The sequence below is a fragment of the Polaribacter sp. genome (genome assembly GCF_039939415.1).
Lineage (GTDB): Bacteria > Bacteroidota > Bacteroidia > Flavobacteriales > Flavobacteriaceae > Polaribacter.
In genome coordinates, this window is record NZ_JBDVJE010000007.1 from 1 (window position 1) to 23,777 (window position 23,777).

At 28.0% G+C, this 23,777-nt stretch carries 29 protein-coding genes; 13 read left to right on the top strand and 16 right to left on the bottom strand.

Annotated features, from left to right (window positions below; all coding sequences use genetic code 11):
• The 3 genes from ABJG40_RS00900 to ABJG40_RS00910 form a co-directional block, all read right to left on the bottom strand.
• Nucleotides 1-544 (bottom strand): hypothetical protein (locus ABJG40_RS00900; RefSeq protein ID WP_348022693.1); only part of this gene is annotated, 544 nt, incomplete at its 3' end.
• A gap of 17 nt (nt 545-561) precedes the next feature.
• Nucleotides 562-1,020: a pantetheine-phosphate adenylyltransferase gene (gene coaD, locus ABJG40_RS00905; RefSeq protein WP_348022694.1), complete on the bottom strand. Its 459-nt coding sequence runs from the start codon at nt 1,018-1,020 to the stop codon at nt 562-564.
• A 90-nt stretch (nt 1,021-1,110) separates the two neighbouring features.
• Entirely contained in the window at nt 1,111-2,091 is a 981-nt protein-coding gene (locus ABJG40_RS00910) for a D-alanine--D-alanine ligase (RefSeq protein ID WP_348022695.1), read from the bottom strand.
• Nucleotides 2,092-2,183: 92 nt separating this feature from the next.
• Between ABJG40_RS00910 and ABJG40_RS00915 the strand changes: the two genes are divergently transcribed.
• The gene (locus tag ABJG40_RS00915) at nt 2,184-2,741 is read left to right on the top strand and encodes a PASTA domain-containing protein (protein ID WP_348022696.1); all 558 of its coding nucleotides are present in this window, start codon (nt 2,184-2,186) and stop codon (nt 2,739-2,741) included.
• A 44-nt stretch (nt 2,742-2,785) separates the two neighbouring features.
• Nucleotides 2,786-3,826, top strand: coding sequence for an RluA family pseudouridine synthase (locus ABJG40_RS00920; protein ID WP_348022697.1), 1,041 nt, complete (start codon nt 2,786-2,788; stop codon nt 3,824-3,826).
• A 135-nt stretch (nt 3,827-3,961) separates the two neighbouring features.
• Here ABJG40_RS00920 and ABJG40_RS00925 read toward each other — a convergent pair whose 3' ends face one another.
• From ABJG40_RS00925 to ABJG40_RS00975, 11 genes are all read right to left on the bottom strand, one after another.
• Nucleotides 3,962-4,249: a type II toxin-antitoxin system RelE/ParE family toxin gene (locus tag ABJG40_RS00925; RefSeq protein WP_348022698.1), complete on the bottom strand. Its 288-nt coding sequence runs from the start codon at nt 4,247-4,249 to the stop codon at nt 3,962-3,964.
• Nucleotides 4,249-4,482: a CopG family transcriptional regulator gene (locus tag ABJG40_RS00930; protein ID WP_348022699.1), complete on the bottom strand. Its 234-nt coding sequence runs from the start codon at nt 4,480-4,482 to the stop codon at nt 4,249-4,251. Before ABJG40_RS00930 ends, ABJG40_RS00925 begins: the two co-directional genes overlap by 1 nt.
• Before the next feature lie 203 nt (nt 4,483-4,685).
• Nucleotides 4,686-5,174 (bottom strand): N-acetyltransferase family protein, encoded by a 489-nt coding sequence (locus ABJG40_RS00935; protein WP_348022700.1) that lies wholly within the window; start codon nt 5,172-5,174, stop codon nt 4,686-4,688.
• 1 nt (nt 5,175) lies between these two features.
• A complete protein-coding gene (locus tag ABJG40_RS00940; protein WP_348022701.1) occupies nt 5,176-5,628 on the bottom strand; it encodes a DUF6428 family protein in 453 nt (150 codons plus the stop codon).
• A gap of 6 nt (nt 5,629-5,634) precedes the next feature.
• Nucleotides 5,635-6,258, bottom strand: a complete 624-nt coding sequence (locus ABJG40_RS00945) for a protein-tyrosine-phosphatase (RefSeq protein ID WP_348022702.1) — start codon at nt 6,256-6,258, stop codon at nt 5,635-5,637.
• 14 nt (nt 6,259-6,272) lie between these two features.
• Nucleotides 6,273-6,599, bottom strand: coding sequence for a metalloregulator ArsR/SmtB family transcription factor (locus tag ABJG40_RS00950; RefSeq protein ID WP_348022703.1), 327 nt, complete (start codon nt 6,597-6,599; stop codon nt 6,273-6,275).
• 68 nt (nt 6,600-6,667) lie between these two features.
• The gene (locus tag ABJG40_RS00955; protein WP_348022704.1) at nt 6,668-7,573 is read right to left on the bottom strand and encodes a hypothetical protein; all 906 of its coding nucleotides are present in this window, start codon (nt 7,571-7,573) and stop codon (nt 6,668-6,670) included.
• 7 nt (nt 7,574-7,580) lie between these two features.
• Entirely contained in the window at nt 7,581-8,057 is a 477-nt protein-coding gene (locus ABJG40_RS00960) for a hypothetical protein (RefSeq protein WP_348022705.1), read from the bottom strand.
• Nucleotides 8,058-8,109: 52 nt separating this feature from the next.
• Nucleotides 8,110-8,985, bottom strand: a complete 876-nt coding sequence (locus ABJG40_RS00965) for a hypothetical protein (protein WP_348022706.1) — start codon at nt 8,983-8,985, stop codon at nt 8,110-8,112.
• Nucleotides 8,986-9,056: 71 nt separating this feature from the next.
• Complete coding sequence (locus ABJG40_RS00970; RefSeq protein WP_348022707.1) at nt 9,057-9,593, bottom strand: hypothetical protein; 537 nt, start codon at nt 9,591-9,593, stop codon at nt 9,057-9,059.
• A 41-nt stretch (nt 9,594-9,634) separates the two neighbouring features.
• Nucleotides 9,635-10,174: a sigma-70 family RNA polymerase sigma factor gene (locus tag ABJG40_RS00975; protein WP_348022708.1), complete on the bottom strand. Its 540-nt coding sequence runs from the start codon at nt 10,172-10,174 to the stop codon at nt 9,635-9,637.
• A gap of 203 nt (nt 10,175-10,377) precedes the next feature.
• On the opposite strand from ABJG40_RS00975, the gene yaaA reads away from it, so the two are divergent.
• Nucleotides 10,378-11,136 (top strand): peroxide stress protein YaaA, encoded by a 759-nt coding sequence (gene yaaA / locus ABJG40_RS00980; protein WP_348022709.1) that lies wholly within the window; start codon nt 10,378-10,380, stop codon nt 11,134-11,136.
• A 71-nt stretch (nt 11,137-11,207) separates the two neighbouring features.
• Here the strand turns inward: yaaA and ABJG40_RS00985 are convergent, their stop codons facing one another.
• The gene (locus ABJG40_RS00985) at nt 11,208-12,632 is read right to left on the bottom strand and encodes an L-serine ammonia-lyase (RefSeq protein ID WP_348022710.1); all 1,425 of its coding nucleotides are present in this window, start codon (nt 12,630-12,632) and stop codon (nt 11,208-11,210) included.
• A gap of 86 nt (nt 12,633-12,718) precedes the next feature.
• Nucleotides 12,719-13,057: a DUF2853 family protein gene (locus ABJG40_RS00990; protein WP_348022711.1), complete on the bottom strand. Its 339-nt coding sequence runs from the start codon at nt 13,055-13,057 to the stop codon at nt 12,719-12,721.
• A gap of 252 nt (nt 13,058-13,309) precedes the next feature.
• Here ABJG40_RS00990 and dnaK point away from each other — a divergent pair, with 252 nt between their 5' ends.
• The 10 genes from dnaK (at nt 13,310) to ABJG40_RS01040 (ending at nt 23,757) form a co-directional block, all read left to right on the top strand.
• Complete coding sequence (gene dnaK, locus ABJG40_RS00995; protein ID WP_348022712.1) at nt 13,310-15,214, top strand: molecular chaperone DnaK; 1,905 nt, start codon at nt 13,310-13,312, stop codon at nt 15,212-15,214.
• Between the two features lie 535 nt (nt 15,215-15,749).
• Complete coding sequence (locus tag ABJG40_RS01000; protein ID WP_348022713.1) at nt 15,750-17,165, top strand: RICIN domain-containing protein; 1,416 nt, start codon at nt 15,750-15,752, stop codon at nt 17,163-17,165.
• 163 nt (nt 17,166-17,328) lie between these two features.
• Nucleotides 17,329-17,856, top strand: a complete 528-nt coding sequence (locus ABJG40_RS01005) for a hypothetical protein (protein WP_348022714.1) — start codon at nt 17,329-17,331, stop codon at nt 17,854-17,856.
• Between the two features lie 32 nt (nt 17,857-17,888).
• The gene (locus ABJG40_RS01010) at nt 17,889-19,325 is read left to right on the top strand and encodes an MBOAT family O-acyltransferase (protein ID WP_348022715.1); all 1,437 of its coding nucleotides are present in this window, start codon (nt 17,889-17,891) and stop codon (nt 19,323-19,325) included.
• Complete coding sequence (locus tag ABJG40_RS01015) at nt 19,325-20,200, top strand: hypothetical protein (protein WP_348022716.1); 876 nt, start codon at nt 19,325-19,327, stop codon at nt 20,198-20,200. Before ABJG40_RS01010 ends, ABJG40_RS01015 begins: the two co-directional genes overlap by 1 nt.
• Nucleotides 20,201-20,244: 44 nt before the next feature.
• Nucleotides 20,245-21,540, top strand: a complete 1,296-nt coding sequence (locus tag ABJG40_RS01020; RefSeq protein WP_348022717.1) for an NAD(P)/FAD-dependent oxidoreductase — start codon at nt 20,245-20,247, stop codon at nt 21,538-21,540.
• Nucleotides 21,541-21,849, top strand: a complete 309-nt coding sequence (locus ABJG40_RS01025; RefSeq protein ID WP_348022718.1) for a hypothetical protein — start codon at nt 21,541-21,543, stop codon at nt 21,847-21,849. It begins immediately after the preceding gene.
• A 1-nt stretch (nt 21,850) separates the two neighbouring features.
• Nucleotides 21,851-22,213 carry a hypothetical protein gene (locus ABJG40_RS01030; RefSeq protein WP_348022719.1) on the top strand — a complete coding sequence of 121 codons (363 nt, stop codon included), beginning with the start codon at nt 21,851-21,853 and terminating at the stop codon, nt 22,211-22,213.
• Nucleotides 22,200-23,117, top strand: a complete 918-nt coding sequence (locus tag ABJG40_RS01035) for a helix-turn-helix domain-containing protein (protein WP_348022720.1) — start codon at nt 22,200-22,202, stop codon at nt 23,115-23,117. Before ABJG40_RS01030 ends, ABJG40_RS01035 begins: the two co-directional genes overlap by 14 nt.
• A 10-nt stretch (nt 23,118-23,127) precedes the next feature.
• Nucleotides 23,128-23,757 (top strand): GyrI-like domain-containing protein, encoded by a 630-nt coding sequence (locus ABJG40_RS01040; protein WP_348022721.1) that lies wholly within the window; start codon nt 23,128-23,130, stop codon nt 23,755-23,757.
• Nucleotides 23,758-23,777 lie beyond the last annotated feature (20 nt).

Here is a 23,777-nt window from a genome sequence, read left to right on the forward strand (position 1 = left end):
AACTCCCTTTTAAAACAAGACCATCTTTATCTAAAAATTGTACAAAACCATTTCCATCTGTTACAGTTTGATTACCTTTAGAATCCCAAAAATTAATTATTAAATTTTCAGTTTCATCACTAAAGAAGTTTCCTGTAGATAATTTTTCTTCAGATTTCTTTTTACCATTTTCATAATAATAAGTCCAAACTCCTTTATCTTTTTTTCCGTTTAAAGTATTACCTTCAGAAGCCTTATTTCCATTCTTATAATAAGAAACAAAATTTCCATTTGATTTTAAGATCTGAAGACCATTAGTTGTAAACTTAGAATCAAGAGTAAATTTATTTTTAGAACTATCTAAAACAAATTTTGCAACATTATAAACATTACTATTTTTACCTACATTTGTTTCTTTAATAATAACAAAAGTATTTGTTTTTACATAAGTTGCTCTATTGTTTAAATAAAATAAAGTATCTCCTACTTTATAATAAGAATTTGATTGTGAAAATCCTACAAAGGCAAAGACCATTAAAATTAATGTAACTACAAAATTTTTCATTTTTTTTAAAATTTTTATTATTTTTTTATTCTTACACTTTGAGGGACTAATTTTGTATAATCTCCATTATTTCTAATTACATCTCTAACAATAGAGGAAGAAATAAAAGAGGTGCCAGCTGCTGTTAAAAGAAAAACGGTTTCTATTGTAGAAAGCTCTCTATTTGTATGCGCAATAGCTTTTTCGAACTCGAAATCTGCAGGGTTTCTTAAACCTCTTAAAATAAAATCGACATTATTTTTTTTACAAAAATCTACTGTTAAACCTTTATAAGTAACAACTTTAATTTTTGGATTGTCTGCAAAAGAATCTTCAATAAATTTTTTACGTTCTTCTAAAGAGAACATATATTTTTTATCGGCATTTACTCCAATAGCAATAATCAATTCATCAAATAAAGTGACTCCACGCGAAATAATATCATAATGTCCAGATGTTAAAGGATCAAACGAACCTGGAAAAATTGCTCTTTTCATATTCCCTATTTTATACGTTGTAGACTAGTAATTAATAATTGATAAAAATAGAAAAATATCTTTTAAATAAAAGTAATAAAATTGCTTTATTTATAAGGTATTGAGGGAAGTTTCTATGGCATTTTCAAATAATTCTTTTAATGAAATTCCTGCTACTTGTGCTTGTTGGGGTAAAATGCTCTCTTCTGTAAGCCCAGGAACCGTATTCATTTCTAAGAAATATGGTTCACAATTTACTAAAATATATTCAGAACGTGAAAATCCTGACATATTTAAAACAGAATAGACTTTTTTTGCTGTTTTTTCAACTTTTATTCTTTCTTCTGCTGTTAATCTTGCAGGTGTTATCTCTTTAGATTTCCCTTCATATTTAGCTTCGTAATCAAAAAAATCATTTTCTGTAACAATTTCTGTAATCGGTAAAACTTTAGTTTTTCCTTTGTATTGAATTACACCAACAGAAACTTCTATTCCGTCTAAAAAAGATTCAATTAAAATTTCTGTATCTTCTTTATATGCTTTTTCTATAGCTGGTAAAATTTCTTCTTTTGTATGGGCTTTAGAAATTCCATAACTAGAACCTGCATTATTAGGTTTTACAAAACAAGGCAAACCCACTTTGTCTATAATTTGGTTTAAATCTATAACATCTCCTTTATTTAAATAAATAGAAATTGCTGTTTTAATTCCGTATTCTTTTACAACACTTAAAGTATCTCTTTTATTAAACGTTAATGCCATTTGATAAAATGGTGCAGATGTATGTTTTAATCCTATTAAATTAAAGTACGCTAATAACATTCCGTTTTCTCCTGGAGCACCATGAATAGCATTAAAAACACAATCGAATGTTATTTTATTGTTATTTAAAATAAATGAAAAATCATTTTTATCTATTGTATACTCATTATTTGCAGCATCTAATGCAACCCATTTTTCTTTTAAAATATGAATTCTAAAAGAATTGTACTTTTCTTTATCTAAATGATTGTAAACTACATTTCCGCTAGTTAGAGAAATATTAACTTCGGATGAAAAACCACCCATAACAATTGCGATATTCTTTTTCATTGATTGTAAAATAATAAAACAAATTTATCAAAATAAATATAGAAATAGCAACGTTTACTTTTTATATCTTTGTGTCTTCTAAAAATAAAAAAATGAGTCTTTTTAAATTTATTAAAAGTAAATCCTTCTTTTTACAAATTATTATTGCAATTATAGGTTTGTTTGTGTTTATTTTTGCTTTAAAATATTGGTTAGGTTTTTCTACAAATCACGATCAAAAAATACAAGTTCCTAACTTGCATAAAATGTCTTTAGAAGATGTAGATAAAAAATTAAAAGAATTGAATTTAGACTATATTGTTATTGATAGTGCAAGTTACAACCCTACTTATCCAAAGAAATCTGTTATAGAACAAACACCAGAAAATGGTGATTTTGTTAAAGAAAAGCGTAAAATATATTTAACTTTAAACCCTTCTAAATATAGAGATGTTACAATACCAGATTTAAATGGAAGAACAAAAAGACAAGCCATTTCTCAACTTAAATCTAAAGGTTTAAATGTGGGTACAAACTATACATTTGTGCATGATATTGGTAAAGATGTTGTTCGTGGATTACGTTATAACGGAAAGACTTTAAACTCTGGAGATAAATTACCACTAAATTCTATTGTAGATTTAGTTTTAGGCGATGGAAAAGGAAACTAGTATTGAGTATTTAAAACTAAAAACTTTTACTCCAAAAAAATAAAATGCAAGAAAACCAATTACAAGATAAAGAAAACGACGATTTATACGAACATCACAGATTTGTTGCTAGTGAAGGGCAAGAACCTTTAAGAGTAGACAAATTTTTGATGAATTTTGTAGAAAATGCTACTAGAAATAAAGTACAACAAGCTGCAAAAGCAGGAAATGTTTTAGTGAATGATGTTGCTGTAAAATCGAATCATAAAGTAAAACCAAATGATGTTGTTAGAGTTGTTTTATCTTATCCGCCAGCAGAAAATTTATTGGTTGCAGAAGACATTCCTTTAGATATCGTTTATGAAGATGATGCAGTAATTGTGGTAAACAAACCTGCAGGTATGGTTGTACACCCAGGCCATGGAAATTATTCTGGTACTTTGGTAAATGGTTTAATACATCATATAGAAAATTTACCAACCAATTCTAATGAAAGACCAGGTTTGGTACATAGAATTGATAAAGATACTAGTGGATTATTAGTGGTTGCAAAAACCGAATTTGCTCTGGCACATTTGTCTAAACAATTTTTTGATAGAACTACAGAGCGTTTGTATTATGCTTTGGTATGGGGAAATATTGATGAAGATGAAGGTACCATTGAAGGTAATATTGGACGAAGTTTAAAAAATCGATTGCAAATGTCTGTTTTTCCTGATGGCGAATTTGGCAAACACGCAGTTACACATTATAAAGTTATAGAAAGACTAACCTATGTTACTTTGGTGCAATGCAAGTTAGAAACTGGTAGAACTCACCAAATTAGAGCCCATTTTAAACATATTGGTCATACGCTTTTTAATGATGAACGTTATGGAGGTGATGATATTTTAAAAGGTACCACTTTTACCAAATACAAGCAATTTGTACATAATTGTTTTAAGGTATTACCAAGACAAGCATTACATGCAAAAACCTTAGGTTTTACACACCCAACAACAGGAGAGTTTATGCAATTTAACTCAGAAGTACCTAAAGACATTACAGACTGTTTAGAAAAATGGAAAACTTATTCTGAGAATTCTAAAGATGTAGAACTGGAATAATTCACTAACCGTTTGATGTATTATTCGTTACGTGTTTGAGCAACTAATTTAGTAAATGAAAACCGAATAGAATATTCGTAAGTAGGTTAGAACTAGGAATGGATTATATAGGTGTTGGCAACTGTAATTTTCAATTCAGATAATATTTTTCAAATCTTGTTTTCCAATTATTGCCATAATTTCCACTATATTGTTATTTATTTTATAATAAATACTATCTGAACCAGAAACACAGCGTCTATATCCTGTTTTTATATAATCTACCGATTCAAAATAAAATGGATTTTCAGCTATAATATCAAAGTTTGCAAAGAAAGAATCAAAGTATTTATCGGCTTGAATCATTCCAAATTCTTCAACTCCGTATTTATAGATTCTTATTAAATCTTCTTTTGCTAAATTACTTATTTTATAATTAGCCATTAAGTCAACGACTTTGATTCCGCTAATATTTGTTCTTTGCTTAAATTCGTAAATCCGCTATTTTCGGCTTTCTCTAATTTTGCACTAATCCAGTCAATTTGTTTTTGTTGTTTTCGAGCTTGTCTAATTAAATCATTTACAAGTTCACTTTTAGTAGAATACTCTTTTCTGTCAACTTGACTTTTTAACCATTCATCATTCGGTTGAGTGAACGAAATACTTTGTCTTCCCATAATATTTTATTTTGGTGCTAATTTACACCAAAAACATTAATGTAACAAATTTTATACTCAATTTGAGTTTCGTCCGTTTTATAGCTGCCAACTTAAGACGAGATTATGATGTCCGTTTTGATGACTTATAATCTGCGTTAGAGAAGTTAAGTTTTTCTAAGTAGAATCTACAAGTAAAAACACCTATTTTTATAAAAGAAGAATTAAACTCCAACAACTTTACTTCTTCTTTCTAGCATCATATTATCTTGCCAAACACCATGTAATTTTGCAATTTTTTCTTTGTAACCAATAATTCTAAATCCACATTTTTCATGTATGTGTATACTAGGTTTATTTTCTCTAAAAATACTGGCTTGTAGTGTCCAAATATTATTATGCTCACTAATTTTAATGAGTTCTTTAAGAATCATTTCTCCCAAACCTTTTCCTCTTTCAGAACCTTTTACATAAACACTTACTTCTGCAACACCATTGTAAACTTCTCTTTTAGAAGTTGAAGATAAACTTGCCCAAGCAAGTATTTTATTATTTTTTTCGATAGCAATTCTACCAAAAGAAAGAAACTTGTTGTTCCAAATTTTCCAACCTGGAACAATAGTCTCAAAAGTAGCCCTATTAGTTGCAATACCTTCTTTATAAATTTCGGCAACTTGATTGTAATTATCTTTATGTATTGCTATAAATTTCATTTTAACAACATCCAGAGCTTGGGCTACAACAAGAACCTTTTTCTACAACTTCTTCTACTGGAGCACAACAAACTTCTTTAGCTAAACAAGCTGTTACTTTAGTAGTTAGTAAAAAATTAGTGCCATCAAAATCTAAATTGAATTTACTAATTGTGTCTTTACCTTGATACTCTACTTCTATTTCTAAATCATCAAACTTAAAAATCTTGTCTGATAACTCAATAATATGTATTAATTTCTCAGGGTGTAATCTGTGGTCGTAATCATTTTCTTCCCATAACTGAAAGTTAATTACAGATTCGCTTCTTACTTTACCCCCACAATCAATAAAATCTTTGGTAATTTTACCAACTTCTGTTACATGAAAATGACTTGCAACTAATTCTCCACTAGGTAATTGAAAACCTATTTTGTCTAAACTTTTAAGGAGGTTTTTAATTTCTGATAATTTCATAATCTTTTATTTTTTAATTTCTGAAAATATGTACAACATTTCTGTTGCAATTTGTAAACTTCTTTCTTGGTATTTTTCTGCTTGTTGATTCGTTCCATCAAACAATTTTGGATCTTCATAGGTAATAGGTATTCTCTTTTCTGCACCAGCAATAAAAGGACAACCTACATCAGCACTAGAACAAGTTAATACAGCAACAAACTCTGAACTTGGATTAAACTCATCATCATATTTCTTAGAAAAACCTATAATTGGATGTGAATTATCATGAAATTTAATAGCATAAACAGGGTTAGTTCCTTCAAAAATTATTTGAATTTTAAAACCTTGATTTGTTAATGTTTCTGGTACTTTTGGAAACATTGCAGTTGCTTCTGTTCCTCCAGAATAAGTTACTACATTTTTAAAACCCAAATAGTTTGCAATTGTTTGTGCCCAAATTTGACTTAAATGACTTCTTCTAGAATTATGTGTACAAATAAAATTAATTTTAACCTCTTTTTTTGCAACTACTTTTTCTTGAATATAGTCTACTAATTGTTGTAAAACTTTTTTTCTATCTTCAGAAATAGTATTACTATTTAATTCTGAAATAGTATTTTTAATTGATTGGTATACGTTCTGGTTCATTTTTATTTTTACTATTAACAACAGTTTTCGGTTGGATTTTTACTTAAAAATTTATTTAAAGTCTCTTTTATCTTACTAAAATTTTCGTCATCTATACAATAACAGACACTTGTACCCTCTATAGTACCTTTAATAATGCCTACTTTTTTTAATTCTTTTAAATGTTGAGAAATTGTGGGTTGTGCCAAACCAATATCTTTCACTAAATCTCCACAAACACAAGATTTTAATTTTATTATAAAATCTAAAATTGCAATTCTTGCAGGGTGACCTAAAACTTTTGCAATAGCAGCAATTTGATTTTGTTCTTCTGTAAATATTTCTGATTTAGTTAGCCCCACTTTAATTTGTTTATTGCAATATTACGATTAATATAAAAAACAAGCATTATAAATTATGAAAAAAAAAATTACTTGCTTAAAGTAAAGAAATAACCAACAGAAAAATTAAAATAATTGGTGTTTTTTAGGTTATTTTCATAAACCATTGTGTTTGGTAAATTTAGATTGTAACCGAACTCAAAGTCCCAAGATTTTAACGATAGAGAAAGTGGAATATTAATTTGGGTATTTAATAAATTAAAAACATCAAAATTTAAAGTTCTATTAATGGTAACATTAGTTAATGTTATCATTTCGGTAATAGTAAAAATTTGTTTTGCAATTATAAAATTAATTCTTGGTCTTAAACGCAATGCAAAATTAGATGTTCTTTTTAAAGTTAAGTTTAAAAAACTACTAGAAACTAATTGAAAACTTTGCTCGCTTCCAAATAAATAAGAAGCAGACATGTTACTACCAAAAGTGCGCTTTTTATTTCTAATACCTAAACTTGCATCTAAAGAATTTGTAAAGCTATCATAACCGTCAGAATAAAAATACCTTGTGTAACCAAGATTGTAATTCATTATTTTTTGCTTTCCTATGGTATTATAATATCCTGCAGAAATACTTGTAAAATCCCAAGTTGGTGCAAAGTTTTGATAATAAATTCCTGAAATACTTGCATTAAAACCAGAAGAATGATAATAAGAAACTTGCGGAACCATATTAAATTGATCTGTTCCAGAATCTCTACCAGAAAAAAATGTATTGCTATTGTATAAAACAGAAGTGTATAAAAAATTGTAGGAAAAATCACTTTCTATTAATTCATCTAAAAACTGTTGGTCATTAAAAAAAAGTTCGTCTAATAAACCATCTATTTCATCATTTGTATTTTCTTGTGCATAAGAACAAAAAGAGGTTGCCATTGTAAACAATAGCAACCCAAAAACTTTTATAGCTTTTCTAACTTCCTGAAAAGGATATATCATTATTTTATTAATTTCCTTTTATTCTCCATTTTTTTCCGTCTTTAACGTTGTTTTGCCTAAGACCATCTTTCAACTCTCCTCTGTCTTTTGCTTTTATAATTTTGTCTATACGTTGCTTTAACATCTTGCGTTGTTCTACGGTAAGTGTTTTTCTAAAATTATCTCTCGTTTTTCTTAAACGTACTTGCTGGTTTCTTACCAATTCTTTTTGCTCTTTAGAAAAAGTTGCTAAAAGCTTAGCTCGTATTTCGCTTTTAGAAATGGTTTTATCTTTTAGAATTGCTAATTGCTCTTTGGTAAGTGTTGCTTTAAATGCTTCTCTATTAGACTTCATTACTTCTCTTTCTTTCTGCAATAATTCCTTTTGGTCTTTGGTAAGCTCTTTGGTAATTAAATCGTAATTAGAATTTTGAGCAAAAACTGTTGTATTAAATAACATCAAACTCATAAAGCTAACTGTATATATGATGGTTTTTAATTTCATTTTTAATTTCTTTTTTTACGCTTTAACATCTAAAGTACAAAATTACTATTTATTAATTACATGCTTCTTTAGCTGTATTATATTCTGTTTGGTCAGCTAAAGTTACAGTTGTACCATCTTTATATATAATATCTAAAGGAAAATTTAAAATTGGTTTTATTGTAGCATCTGTATTTGCTTTACGCCATTCTCTTAATAATTTAAAATCTTTTCTTATTGCAACCTCAATAACAGTAGCATCTTCCATTGTAAAACTAACAGGTAATACTAATTTAAAACATTTTCTTTTGTCTTTTCCTTTTTTACAAGAGTCTTTTACAGCATATAATTCATCACTATCAATTAAAGTCTGTATTGTTCCGTCTTCTAAAGTTACATCTACAGGATATAATAATTCTGGTCTTTCTGTAACATCTGTATTAACTTCATACCAATCTCTAATTAATGTCCAATCATCATAACTATTTAATGTAATTGAAGAATCATCTGGCATTATAAAATCTATAGGAAAAACAAATGAAAAACATTTATTTCTTCTCTTTGTTCTTTTTTGATTAGCGTCTGCTAATTGTTTACCTGTTTTAGAGAAAAAAACATCACTATCTACTTCTTCTTTAGAAGCATCATCTGTATTTAAACTTACTTTATAACCTAAAGCTTCAGCAAAATTTATTTCTGTAACATAACTATCTGCAAAATCTGAATTTAAAACAGTTGATGCTGCAGCTGGTAAACTACTTGACTCTACTATAATTGTTGATGCTGACTCTATTTGTGTAATTAAAGTTTCATCATCTGCAGCTATGGTTTCTAATCTTTCTGAATCTGAACAAGATATAAAAAGTATTGCTGTTAAAATAAATGCGCTAATTGATAAAAATAAAACACCTGATTTAAGAATGTTTTCTTTAGAAAATGAAGTTCTCATAATTGTAAATTTTTTTATTAATAATTGTTTCTATTTACTTAGAACTCCGTTTTTTAAAATAGTTTGAAAATTTATAAAATAATTGTTTCTATAAAACTATCATCTGTATAAATATCTATTAATGAATCTTCTACAAACAATGAATTTAAAAATAAATCATCTATTTTTTGTTCAGTAATTTCTGCTTTTATAATAATTTCGTTAATTAAAGTGTTGTCTGCAAACAAATCTAACTCAGCATCATCTACCAATAAAGAATTAATTAAAACGTCATCAGAAAAATATAATAATTCAATATTGGTTTCTGTTATAGTTTTATTGTCTGCTTTTTGCAACCAAACTGTTAACGCAAAAAGAAAAACTAAAGATGCTGCAGCCATATATTTAAACTGAGGTTTCATCCAAAAAACGATTTGCTTTTTAGCTGCTTCTGGTACTTCTATTATTTCGTTTACTTTTATCTTTTCTAAAATTGATATTTTAGATTTCGCAAAATATCCTTCAGGAACTGCTGTTCCTAAATATTTTTTATGTTGTTTAGAAATATCACCTTTAAAATCTTCTTTTAAAAAGCTTTTTTTGTTGTTATTTTCTATTGATTTTTTCATAATATATTAGTTAGACTCAACTTTTTAAGAATAGTTTGGTTTTATAAAAATATTTTTTCTTCAATTGTTTTTACTGATGAATAATAAGAGGATTTTAAAGTGCTTTCTGGCACTTTTAAAATTTCTGAAATCTGCCGAAAACTCATCTCATCAAAATATTTCATTTGAAAAATTCGCTTCTGTTTTTGTTTAAAATCGTTAATTATTAAATGTAACTTTTTCTGAATATCATTTCCATCAAAATACTCATCTTCAAATACTACTTCTAGATGAAATTCTGAAACCTCATCTATATTATTGTAATTAATCTTATTATTTTTTTCTAAAAAACGAATCGATTCATTGTATGCAATTCTATACATCCAAGTATGCAAAGTACTTTTTTCTCGAAAATTTTGAATGCCTTTATAAATTTTAATAAAGGTATTTTGCAAGACATCATCTGCATTTTCATGAGTTGAAACAATCTTTCTAATATGCCAATACAAGCGTTCTTGATAGACGTCTAAAAGCTCACTAAAAGCAGCATCTTTTTGTGTAGCATCTTTTAACTTTTTTACAAGTTCTGCGTCTTTATTCAATGAAATATATGTTAGTTATTTTCTTAGACACAAGATAATTCAATTAGTTTGATTTTTCAATTCAAATAAATATACTTTTAGTATTTCTATCAATTTTTTAAATAGGAATATCAATTTTATCTCGCTTTTTCTTTTTAAAATCTTGCAATCATTTGTACTTTTATCAAACAAATAATAGTGTTAAAATCTTTAATTAAAAAAAGATGAAAATTATAATATCGCCTGCAAAATCTTTAGATTTCCAAAGTAAAGTACCTACCAGTTTACATACGCAACCTCGTTTTTTAGAACAATCAGAAAAATTGAATAAAAAACTAAAAACACTTTCTAAGAAAAAATTATCTGAACTAATGAAAATTTCTGATGATTTAGCAAGATTGAATTATGATAGAAACCAAACTTGGGAAATTCCTTTCACTCCAGAAAATGCCAAACAAGCTATTTATGCTTTTACAGGTGCTGTTTTTCAGGGAATAGATGTTAATTCTTTAGATGAAGAAAAATTACCTTTATTACAAAATAATTTAAGAATTTTATCGGGTTTATATGGCTTGCTTAAACCTTTAGATTTAATACAGCCTTATCGTTTAGAAATGGGTACGCGTTTAAAAGTAGGTAAAAAAGAAAACCTTTATAAATTTTGGGATGATGCTATTGCTAAAGCTTTAAATGAAGAACTAAATGAGAATGAATTGTTAGTTAATTTAGCTAGTTTAGAGTATTTTAAAGTGATTCCTAAAAAGGTTTTAAAAGTGCCAATGATTACACCTGTATTTAAAGATTTTAAAAACGGAGAATATAAAACGATTATGACTTTTGCTAAAAAAGCACGTGGATTAATGGTGCGTTATATTATAGAGAACAATGTAAAAACTATAGAAGAATTAAAAGGTTTTGATGTTGATAAATATCGTTTTTCAGAAGAAATGTCTACAGAAACAGAATTGGTTTTTACACGATAAAAATAGAATACAGTTTTCAGTCTCAGTTTGCAATTTCTAAATGAAAACTGCGACTGGAAACTGAATACTGATTAACAATCTGCTAAACCAACATTAATAGCCAAACCACCTTCAGACGTTTCTTTGTAGTTTTTATGCATGTCTTTTGCAGTTTCCCACATGGTATCTATCACTTTATCTAAAGGCACTTTTACATCTTTTGGATTGGTTTCTAAAGCCATTTCTGCAGCATTAATTGCTTTAATTGCTCCCATAGAATTACGCTCTATACAAGGTACTTGTACCAAACCTCCAATAGGATCACAGGTTAAACCTAAATGATGTTCCATTGCAATTTCTGCTGCCACTAAAGATTGCGCTGGTGTTCCTCCTAATAATTCTGTTAAAGCTCCTGCTGCCATTGCAGATGAAACTCCAATTTCTGCTTGACAACCACCCATTGCTGCTGATATTGTGGCGTTTTTTTTAAAAATACTTCCTATTTCTCCTGCAGTTAATAAAAACTGTTTTATTTGTTTAAAATCTGCTTCATGATTTTCTATTACTAGAAAATACATTAAAACAGCAGGAATTACACCTGCACTTCCGTTTGTTGGTGCTGTAACAACTCTACCTAAAGAAGCGTTTACTTCATTTACAGACAAAGCAAAACAACTTACCCATTTTAAAATTTCACGAAACTTTACTTCAGAACTTCTAATTGCTGTAATCCATTCTGTTGGATTAGAATATTTTGCATCTTTAATTAACTTTTCTTGTATATCAGCAGCCCTACGTTTTACTTTTAATCCTCCTGGAAGTATTCCTTTTGTATGGCAACCTATATACATACATTCTAACATGGTGTTCCAAATTCTATGTAGTTCAAAATCAATTTTATCTGCAGAACTAATTTCTAATTCATTTTTAAAAACAATATCAGAGATTAACATTTTTTCTTTTTCACAATAATCTTCTAATTGTTTTGCTTTATTAATTGGGAATGGAAAATTTTGTTTATTGATTTCAATTTCTTCTTCTAGATTATTATTTTCTTGAACAATAAAACCTCCACCAATTGAAAAATAAGTTTCTGTTGATATTTCTTGACCATTAAAGAATCCTCTAAAAGTAACACCATTAGAATGAAATGGTAAAAACTCTTTATTAAAAATAATTGAATTTTTATAAAAAGTCACTTTTTTACCTCCTTTAAAAAAAATTTCTTCTTGTGTATTAATTCTATCTACAATTATAGCAATATCTTCAATAGGTATGTATTCTGGATCTGCTTCACTTAACCCTAATAGAATTGCTAAGTCTGTTGCATGTCCTTTACCAGTTAACGACAATGAACCATACAAATCTACTTTAATGGTATCTATTTTTTCTAATAAGTTGTTTTCTCTTAATTTTAAAACCCAATCTTGAGCTGCTCTCCAAGGACCTAATGTGTGTGAGCTTGATGGACCAACACCAATTTTCAACATATCAAAAACACTAATAAATTGCGACATTCGTAATATTTAAAGATAAAATAATTGTAAAAATAAAAAATCCAACTCAATTGAGCTGGATTTTTTATCATATATATAATTACAGATTAACTATAAATATCTTCTTTTCCAAATTCAACAGCTAACATATAGTAAACTACAGCTCTATATTTAGTTCTTTCAGACTTTCCTATAGCTTCAATAACTTTAGCAATAGCTTCATCTAATTTTGGGCTATCTTCTAAACCTAACTTTTTCATTAAAAAGTTCTTTTTAACAGTTTCTAATTCTTTTGCATCAGAACCAGATACAGTTTCTGCATCTCTTTTGTAAATAGAAGGTCCTAAACCTTTTGTCACAGCTTTTAATAAATCTGCATCAAATTTTAGTCCTTTTTCTTCCATAAATTTAGAATATTGTGCTACTTTTTCGTCGAATTTACTCATGTTATTTTGTTTAATGTTATTTAATAAAAATTATAATTCCTTTTGAACTATCCAAATATAAGAAAATTAAAAGTGATTTCAAATAATCTTTCTGTTCATTACTTTAGATACAATTTGTGTCATAATGTCACATCAATTTAAAATATTTTTTAAAAAAACTGACATTTTCAAGCCAAAAAGCAGTTGGCACAGCCTTTGACTATAATGAAAATGTAAAATTGAATTTAAAAAATTAATATAAAATAAATTATTATGAGTAAAATAATTGGAATCGATTTAGGAACAACAAACTCATGTGTTTCTGTTATGGAAGGTAATGAGCCAGTTGTTATTCCTAATGCTGAAGGAAAAAGAACAACACCATCTATTGTTGCCTTTGTAGAAGGAGGAGAACGTAAAATTGGTGACCCAGCAAAAAGACAAGCTGTAACAAACCCAACTAAAACTGTTTATTCTATTAAACGTTTTATGGGAAATAAATTTTCTGAATCTTCACAAGAAGTAAAAAGAGTACCTTATAAGGTGGTAAAAGGAGATAATGATACACCTAGAGTAGATATTGATGGTCGTTTATACACACCGCAAGAAATTTCTGCAATGGTATTGCAAAAAATGAAAAAAACTGCTGAAGACTATTTAGGTACTGATGTTTCTGCTGCAGTTATTACTGTGCCTGCATATTTTAACGATGCACAAAGACAAGCTACTAAAGAAGCTGGTGAAATTGCTGGTTTAAAAGTAGAAAGAATTATTAATGAGCCAACTGCTGCTGCTTTGGCGTATGGAATGGACAAAGCCCATGATGATAAAAAAATTGTTGTTTTTGACTTTGGTGGTGGTACACATGATGTTTCTATCTTAGAATTAGGTGATGGTGTTTTTGAAGTATTAGCTACAGATGGTGATACACATTTAGGTGGTGATGATGTTGATGAAAAAATTATTAACTGGTTAGCAGAAGAGTTTAAAGCTGATGAAAACATGGATTTAAGAGAAGATCCTATGGCTTTACAACGTTTAAAAGAAGCTGCAGAAAAAGCAAAGATTGAATTATCTAGTTCTACATCTACAGAAATTAACTTACCTTATGTAACTGCTACTGCTAGCGGACCAAAACACTTAGTAAGAACTTTAAGTAGAGCAAAGTTTGAGCAATTAATTGATGATTTGATCAAAAGAACAATTGAACCTTGTAAAACTGCATTAAAAAATGCTGATTTATCAACTTCAGAAATTGATGAAATTATCTTAGTTGGTGGTTCTACAAGAATACCTGCAATACAAGAAGCTGTAGAAAAATTCTTTGGTAAAGCACCAAGTAAAGGTGTAAATCCTGATGAAGTTGTTTCTTTAGGTGCTGCAATTCAAGGTGGTGTTTTAACTGGTGATGTAAAAGATGTATTGTTATTAGACGTTACACCTTTATCTTTAGGTATTGAAACTATGGGGAATGTTTTCACAAAATTAATTGATGCAAACACAACAATCCCAACAAAAAAATCTCAAGTATTCTCAACTGCTGTTGATAACCAACCTTCTGTAGAAATCCACGTTTTACAAGGAGAAAGAGCAATGGCTGCAGATAATAATACAATTGGTCGTTTCCATTTAGATGGTTTACCACCAGCACAAAGAGGTGTTCCACAAATTGAAGTAACTTTTGATATTGATGCCAATGGTATTATTAAAGTTTCTGCTTTAGATAAAGGAACTAACAAATCTCACGAGATTAGAATCGAAGCTTCTTCTGGTTTATCTGAAGAAGAAATCGAAAAAATGAAACAAGATGCAGAAGCAAATGCTGATGCAGATAAAACAGCTAAAGAAACTGCTGAAAAAGTAAATGGAGCTGACTCTATGATTTTTCAAACAGAAAAGCAATTAAAAGAATTTGGTGATAAATTATCTGATGATAAAAAAGGACCAATTGAAGCTGCTTTAGTAGAATTAAAAGCTGCTCATGAATCTAAAGATTTAGCACAAATTGATGCTGCTATGGAAAAAATTAATGAAGCTTGGAAAGTTGCTTCTGAAGAAATGTATGCTGCAGAACAAGCTGCAGGTGGTGCAGATGCTGGAGCTCAACAAGAACAACCAGAAGGAAATACAGATCAAGGAGACAATGTAGAAGATGTAGATTTTGAAGAAGTAAAGTAAACAAAATAGAGTTTTGATGTATCAAAATTCGTTATTGAACTTATCCCGATGAAAAGAGGGATCTTCTACAAGAAAATCATATTTTCTTAAAATAATAAAAACGCAACCATTAATTTGGTTGCGTTTTTTATTTTTAATTAACTCCCTCTAAAATTTTTCTAAATTAGTTATAGTAATTAATAAAATATCAAATCTGAAATCACAAAATTCTAATCCATAAAAATTACCTTTTAAACTTCAAATATCAAATTATTCAAAAAAATTAAGTAGTATTTACTATTACTATAATTTTAAAAACAAATCAACAACTTAAAACTACCATTTGATACATTACCTATATTCAATGTAAAAAAATAAATATTTCACATTTTTTGAATATAAATATTATTTTTATCTCAAATACAGGGCACTAATGTTTCATATATCAAATTTCTTTAATTTTATACTACAATAAAAAAATGTTTTTTTTAACTATGCATAGATATGTTTGCAAACAACTATTATCAACTAATTAATAACTCTAAAAATGTTAAAAATGTTAAAAATTAAAAACATATTAATTAACTCTTTGTTAATTATTTCTATAGTATTTATATACTCATGCTCAAGTGAAGAGGCCTTATATGATTTAACACCAAACAACGCCATAAATACATCAAAAACAAAACAAGTTCAAACAACTAGTAATTTTAAAACTTCATCTGCTGGCCATCATTATGTCGGAAATTTAGAGAATGTTTTAGGAGATGTAAAACAAGCACAAATAACAAATGCATTAGCAACCACTACAGAAGTAGACTATTTGCTTGATGGATTTGAAGAAATGGGAGTAAACGGTATACGTATAGCTATTTTTGCAGATAATGTAAACCCAAATGAGACTATGTACGATTATCTTTATAATGAGGCTGTAGCTAGAGGTTTCAATATTTTTGCAAATCCGGCACAAACTTCTGGAGGTCAAAGGATAGCTAATGGAATTCTTAACGGAGCTACTTCTCCTGTTAATAATACAGCCTCTAAAAATGCGTTGGTTACTCGTATAAAAGCTTTTGCACAAGATTATGAATGCGATTGGATTAGTCCTTTTAATGAAGATGGAAAACCTGGTGATGCATGGTATGCTGGACAAATTAATAATGTGTATTCTGAATTATATGGTCAAGTAAATGGAGCTGATTTAATAGGATCATGTACTTGGGGCATACCAGCAGGAATAGAGGTTCTTCAAGATACTAATATTGAAAATTATATTACAGTGTCTACTACTCATAACTTAGGATTTAACCATTCTTCGTGGAGTACTTTTATTTCAGAATCAGGTTCTTTACCTGTTTGGGATTCAGAAACTAATAATTATGAAAAATTCTCAGGTGTAGCTACTAGAATAGATGCTGCTATTGATGCTGGAGTAGATGGTTTGGTACTATATAATAGCTGGAATACGATTAGTAAAACTACAGGAGCTTTAAATTCTGGAGGACAAGAGCTAAAAGATAAAATAACACAATATTATTATATTCAAAACAAACAAAGTGGAGATAGAATTAAACCATATAGTGATGGGGTTGATGGAACATTAATGGTTCAGACACCTACAAGTTACACAGGAGATTATACTCAATGGGAAATTGTACCTACAGATAACGGATATGTAAGGTTTAAAAATAAAGGTTCTGGAATGTATTTTAGACCAACCAATAATAATAACTATTCTAATATTTACGCTACCAATTCTTTCTCTGGTTCAGGAACTTATGTACAATGGCAAATTGATGATATAGATGGTACATATTCATATGTGTTGAATCGTCAGTCTGGAAAAAAAATGCGTTCAATTAATGGAAATGATTTAAGTACACATACTACAGATACAGATATAAGAATTAATCAAGTTCCTACCTCTTGGACAGGAAATGCTACAAAATGGGAGTTTATAAAAGCTAATTAATAGTCTATTATAAAAATAAGCTTAGATTCTGACATTTAACTATTAAAACGCAATCATTAATCTGATTGCGTTTTTTGATGTTACTGCTAGAAATTGAGTAATCTCTTTTATGATATTACAAATTGCTTCATTAAATTCGCCACTGACGTTTAAATTCTAATTTTTGAAAACATATAACAAAACCAATTTCTTTAAACACACTTTTTGTGAATTTATACAAATAGATAATTTTGATTTCCCTGAAGACACAAACTACAAGAGTAAATCAGAAAGTGCGTATTACTATACAGCTAAAGGGGTTTACAGAAAATCGAATCATTGGGGAAGAGTTGCCAATTGCAGATGGAAATTAATTTCTAATGATAATTACAAAAACCAACAAATTGTAATTGGTTATGCAAACTGGAATGACTTCTACCCTATTAATTCATCAGAAAAAAACTTTTTTATTGCAGTTGATTTTGAAAACAAAACAGCTAAAATTCAACCCAAAAAAGAAAATACTACAAACTATTTTTTCACATTTTCTGATGCTCAAAAAAGGGTAAAACAATTAAATCATCTTTTAAATGATGATAAATGGGCACAATATTTTGATGAAGACATTAAAACTGTAAAAATAAGAGTTGTTTCAGATTTTATTAGTTCTACTAAAACATTACAAGAAATAAAACGAAAACAACGTCAATAAAAATGTATTTTTGTAAAAAGACAACTTTTTAAATGTTATTTAATTCTTTTGAGTTTTTATTTTTTTTACCAATAGTATTTTTCCTCTATTGGTTTGTATTTAAAAAATTACAACTACAAAATTTTTTTATTTTAATTGCTAGTTATATTTTTTATGGTTGGTGGGATTGGAAATTTTTAGGATTAATCTTTCTAAGCACAATAATAGATTATACAATTGGAGTACTTTTAAATAAAACAGAAGCTCTAAATAAAAGAAAATATTTACTTTGGTTTAGCATACTTTTTAATTTAGGTGTTTTAGGATTTTTTAAATACTATAACTTTTTTATAGACAATTGGATAGATGCTTGGTCTAGTTTAGGTATTTCTATGAATAAAAGCTCACTTAACATTATTCTACCTGTAGGAATCTCTTTTTATACGTTTCAAACTTTAAGTTACTCAATAGATATTTTTAGAAAAAAATTAAAGCCCACAAAAAACTTTATTGCATTTGCAAGCTTTGTTTCTTTTTTCCCTCAATTAGTTGCAGGCCCAATAGAAAGAGCAACTAACTTACTTCCTCAGTTTTATCAAAAAAGGAAATTTAAATATGATTTGGCAGTTTCTGGGGTTAAGTTAATTTTATGGGGACTTTTTAAAAAGATAGTAATTGCAGATAATTGTGCTATTTATGTCAATGAGATTTTTGACACTTATCAAGAGCAATCTAGTTTAACATTAATTATAGGAGCAATCTATTTTGCTTTTCAAATTTATGGTGATTTTTCTGGATATTCAGATATTGCTATTGGAACATCAAGGTTATTTGGTTTTAAACTGATGCGTAACTTTAATTACCCTTACTTTTCAAGAGATATTGCTGAATTTTGGAGAAGATGGCACATATCATTATCAACTTGGTTTAGAGATTACTTATATATACCATTAGGAGGATCTAAAGGACCTAAATGGAAACAAATAAGAAATGTATTTATAATCTTTTTAGTAAGTGGTTTTTGGCATGGAGCTAATTGGACCTTCATTGTTTGGGGTGGCTTGAATGCTCTTTTCTTTTTGCCTCTTTTATTGACTAATAAAAATAGAGTAAACACAGACATTGTATCTAAAAATAAATACTTCCCATCTTTTAAAGAAATATTTCAAATAGTATCCACTTTTATATTAACCACATTAGCATGGATCTTTTTTAGGGCAGAAACTGTTAATCAAGCTTGGAAATATATATCTGGAATCTTTAGCAATCAAAACGCTTTAAAAATAGATTATATTGGTGGTTTAGAAAGATATTCCTTTGAAATTTTATTTTTAATTCCGATACTTTGTTTTTTTGAATGGTTTTATAGAAATAAAGAAACTCCTTTTGAAGGAAGATTCAAAAATATAAATGAACTTTTAATTGTAATAATGTTATTCATTTTCGGTCAATTTACGAATCATTCAAGTTTTATCTATTTTCAATTTTAATGAAAAAGTTCACGACATATATCGCTATTAGAATTTTAATAATAATAGTACTATTATTTATACTAGATATTGTTTACACCAATATTTATATAAATAAGAAAGGTGTTAGAAACAAAATCGAATTTATATTTCAGAACAAAAACAAACAATATGATTTTATTTTCTTAGGATCTTCAAGAGTAGAATTTCATGTAAATACACCTTTAATTAATAAAGAAACTGGAAAAGAGAGTTTAAACTTAGGAACTTCAGGTCAAACATTAACAGAATCTTTTCTAGCCTTAAAACTTTTAATTGAGCAAAATATAAAAGCAGAAAAATACTTTATTCAAGTTGATGAATCTGATTTAATAGAACGTAACAAAAAATCATTTATTGGTGCAAGCTACTTTATGCCATTTATTAAATATCCTGAAGTAGAAAAGCATTTAAAAAAATATGATGTAGATTATTATGGAGATTCTAAATTTCCTTTTTATAGATATATGAATTATGGTTACAAAATTGGTTATAGGGAGTTATTACTTAAAATAGGAAATAAAAATAGAGAAAAAGCTTTTTACATAGGGCTTGAGTCTGTAATGAAAAAAGACAGTACAAGTGTTCAGTTCAAAAATAAATATTCTTCTGAATTAATTAATGAAATTAAGGAATTTGGAAAATCTAAAAAAATAAATCTTATTTTATACACATCACCTTATTACAATGTAAAAAATCAAGAAGTTTTTAAACAAACATTAAAGAAAAACGATATTGCATATTACATAGATTCAATTAAAAAAGTAAAATATTTTAAAGATGCAGACCATCTAAATAAATTTGGAGCAACTAAATTTACAGAAATGTTAATCAGAGATTTTGATCTAAAAAACTAACTTTATCCCTATAAAATAAATAGTATAAAAAAACAATTACAAACATGAACATTCCACAAACTAGTTTTCCAAGAGTTGTAATTATTGGTGGCGGATTTGCAGGTTTAGCAGCTGCAAAAGGGTTAGAAGAACAAGAATTACAAGTTGTTTTAATTGACAAACATAATTATCATACATTTCAACCTTTATTGTATCAAGTTGCTACTGGAGGTTTAGAGCCAGATTCTATTGCTTTTCCTTTAAGAAAGCGTTTTAATGACGTTGAAAACTTCTATTTTAGATTAGCTGATGTTGAAAAAATAAATCCTGATAAGAATACCATTCAAACTTCAATTGGAGATTTAGATTATGATGAATTAATTATAGCTACAGGTTCTACAACCAATTTTTTTGGAAATACAAATATCCAAAAACATACCATGGAAATGAAGTCAATTCCTCAGTCTTTAAACATTAGAAGTTTAATTTTAGAAAACTTTGAAGAAGCTTTATTAACATCAGATTTAGAAAAAAGAAACTCCTTAATGAATTTTGTAATTGTTGGTGGTGGACCAACAGGAGTTGAATTAGCTGGGGCGTTAGCTGAAATGAAAAAAGGGATTTTACCAAAAGATTATCCTGATTTAGATATTCGTCAAATGCAGATTAATTTAATTCAAAGTTCTTCTTGTTTACTGAAAGGAATGAGTGCAAAAGCTTCAGAAAAAGCTGAAGATTTTCTAATTAAATTAGGTGTAAATGTTTGGAAAAATTTACGCGTTTTAGATTATGATGGTAAAACTGTAACCACAAAAGGTGAAGATCATTTTAAAGCAGAAACTGTTATTTGGGCAGCTGGAGTAAAAGGTAAAATGATTGACGGCTTAAATAATGAATGCGTAATTGAAAGAGCTGCTAGAATTAAAGTTAATGAATTCAGCCAAGTTATAGAACACCCAAATGTGTATGCAATTGGAGATGTTGCTTGTATGAAATCTGAAGAAAATCCTTATGGGCATCCTATGATGGCTCAACCTGCCATTCAGCAAGGAAAATTAGTTTCAAAAAATATTATCGCAAAATTATTTAACAAAGAACAGAAAGCATTTGTTTATAACGACAAAGGTTCTATGGCAACTATTGGTAGAAATAAAGCAGTTGTAGATTTACCTAAATGGAAATTTCAAGGAGTTTTTGCTTGGTTTGTTTGGATGTTTGTTCACTTATTTTCTTTAATCGGTTTTAGAAACAAAGCCATCGTTTTTCTAAATTGGGTGTATAACTATATCCGTTTTGATAGAGAAACTCGTTTAATTATTAGACCTTATAAAAATAAAAATAGTTTTAGCTTTAGAAAATAAATGGCAGTAAAAAGAATCATTAAATGTCCTAATTGTGGTGTTTTTAACACTAATAATGATTATTGCAGCAACTGCAATACTTTAATTTCTCATCAAAAGAAAAGAGAAAAAAAGGAACTTGCTGTAAAAAAAGCAGAAATTGATGCTGCAATACACAAATTAGAAAACCCTAATTTGGCAGAACGTTTAAAAAAACATCCTTTCATATTATATAAAATTATTGGTTGGATATTGTATTCTGCGATTATGGTTGTAAGCGCAATTGGCGCAGGTTTAGCTTGGTTTATTGCAATGGTAGCAGCAGGTTAATATGAAAAAAATTCTTTCTTATTACATTATTTTCTCCATAATTATTGGAGCCTTTATTTACTTTTCTGCTTTTTTAAATATTCAATTACCAAGAATTACTCGTCATTATGTAAATGATTTTTTAATCATTCCCATTGTACTTTATATCTGTTTACAAGTTTTAAAATGGACTAAAAATAATGAGAACTATACTTTAAGCTTACCCATTATTTTTTATTTATGTTTGATGTATAGTATTTTATTTGAATTCATATTCCCAAAATATTTAGCAAGATATACCAAAGATGTTGTAGATATTATTTTATACTTTGCAAGTGGATTTTTATTCTACTATCTACAAAAACTTAAAAATGATTCCTTCTAAAATTGCCAAAGAAAATATTGCTCGCTTAAATACCGCAATTATATTTATTGAAAGTAATTTATCAGAAAAATTATCTTTAGAAATCATTGCAGAAAAAGCCCATTTCTCACCTTTTCATTTTCACCGATTATTTAAACTAGTAGTGAAAGAAACAGTTCATAATTTTATCAATAGAAAAAGAATTGAAAAAGCTGCTGCGTATTTATTACATCAAAAAGAAAAAAATATTACACAAATTGCAGAAGCTGTAGGATATAATAATTTGTCTGCATTTTCAAAATCGTTTAAGAAATTTTATGGTATTTCACCCAACAAATTCAAAGAAGAAAGTCCAGAAAAATATAGCAAGATTAGCAAAACAGAAAGCAAGATAGGAAAAGTAACTGTTACTTTTGAGCAATATCTTTGCAATGTAAACGACGCTTTAAATTGGTTAAAAATGAAAACAACTCCAGAAATTAAAACAAATCCAAGATTAGATTTAGCAGCTATTTCTCATAAAGGAAGAATTGAAGCAATTGGAAGTATATATAACAAATTGGTAAAATGGGCAACTCCAAAAGGATTGATAAACGAACAAACCAGAATGGTTACTATTTATCATGACAGTCCTAAAATTACAAATCCAAATAATATAAGAATGAGTGCTTCTATCGTTTTAAACGATCCTATTGAGCTTGATGGCGAAGTAAATTTAAAAATATTAAGCCCTACAAAATGCATTGTTTCTAGATTAGAAATTGCTCCTTTTGAGTTTCAACAAGCATGGGAATCTTCATTTGCTTTTATGGTAGAAAACGGATACAAAAAATCTGAAGTTGATCCATTTGAAATTTATTATAATAACGCTGCAGAACATCCAGAAAATAAGTTTATTGTAGATTTATGTATTCCTATTTTATAAAATATTTTTGATGAAACACGAGTGGAGAAAAAAAGAAAAACAACTTTACATTCCTAAAGTTAAACCAGAACTAATTACAATTCATGAGTTTAATTTCTTAACTATTTCTGGAAAAGGAAATCCAAATAATTCAGAATTTGCAGAATATATTGGTGCTTTATATCCTATTTGTTACGGAATTAAAATGGGGTTGAAAAAGAATCCTGTTTTAGAAAATTATTACGATTATACTGTGTATCCTTTAGAAGGTGTTTGGGATATTACTGAAGAAGCAAAAAAGAATTATACAGAAAACACGAAACTAAATAAAGACGATTTGGTTTTTACGCTAATGATTCGTCAACCCAATTTTATTACGAAAGAATATGTTATAGAGGTTATTGAAAAAACTAAACTAAAGAAACCAAATTATTTATTCGATAAAGTAAAATTCGAAAAAATTACTGAAGGAAAATGTGTACAAATGCTTCATATAGGTTCTTATGATGATGAACCTGCTACTTTTAAAATCATGGAAGAATTCACTAAAAATAAAGGTTTAAAAAGAGTTTCTAAAATTCATAGAGAAATTTATTTATCAGACTTTAGAAAAGTATCTGCAGAAAAACTGAAAACGGTTTTACGTTTTAACGTCCAATAATTTCTTTTTTACAACTCATC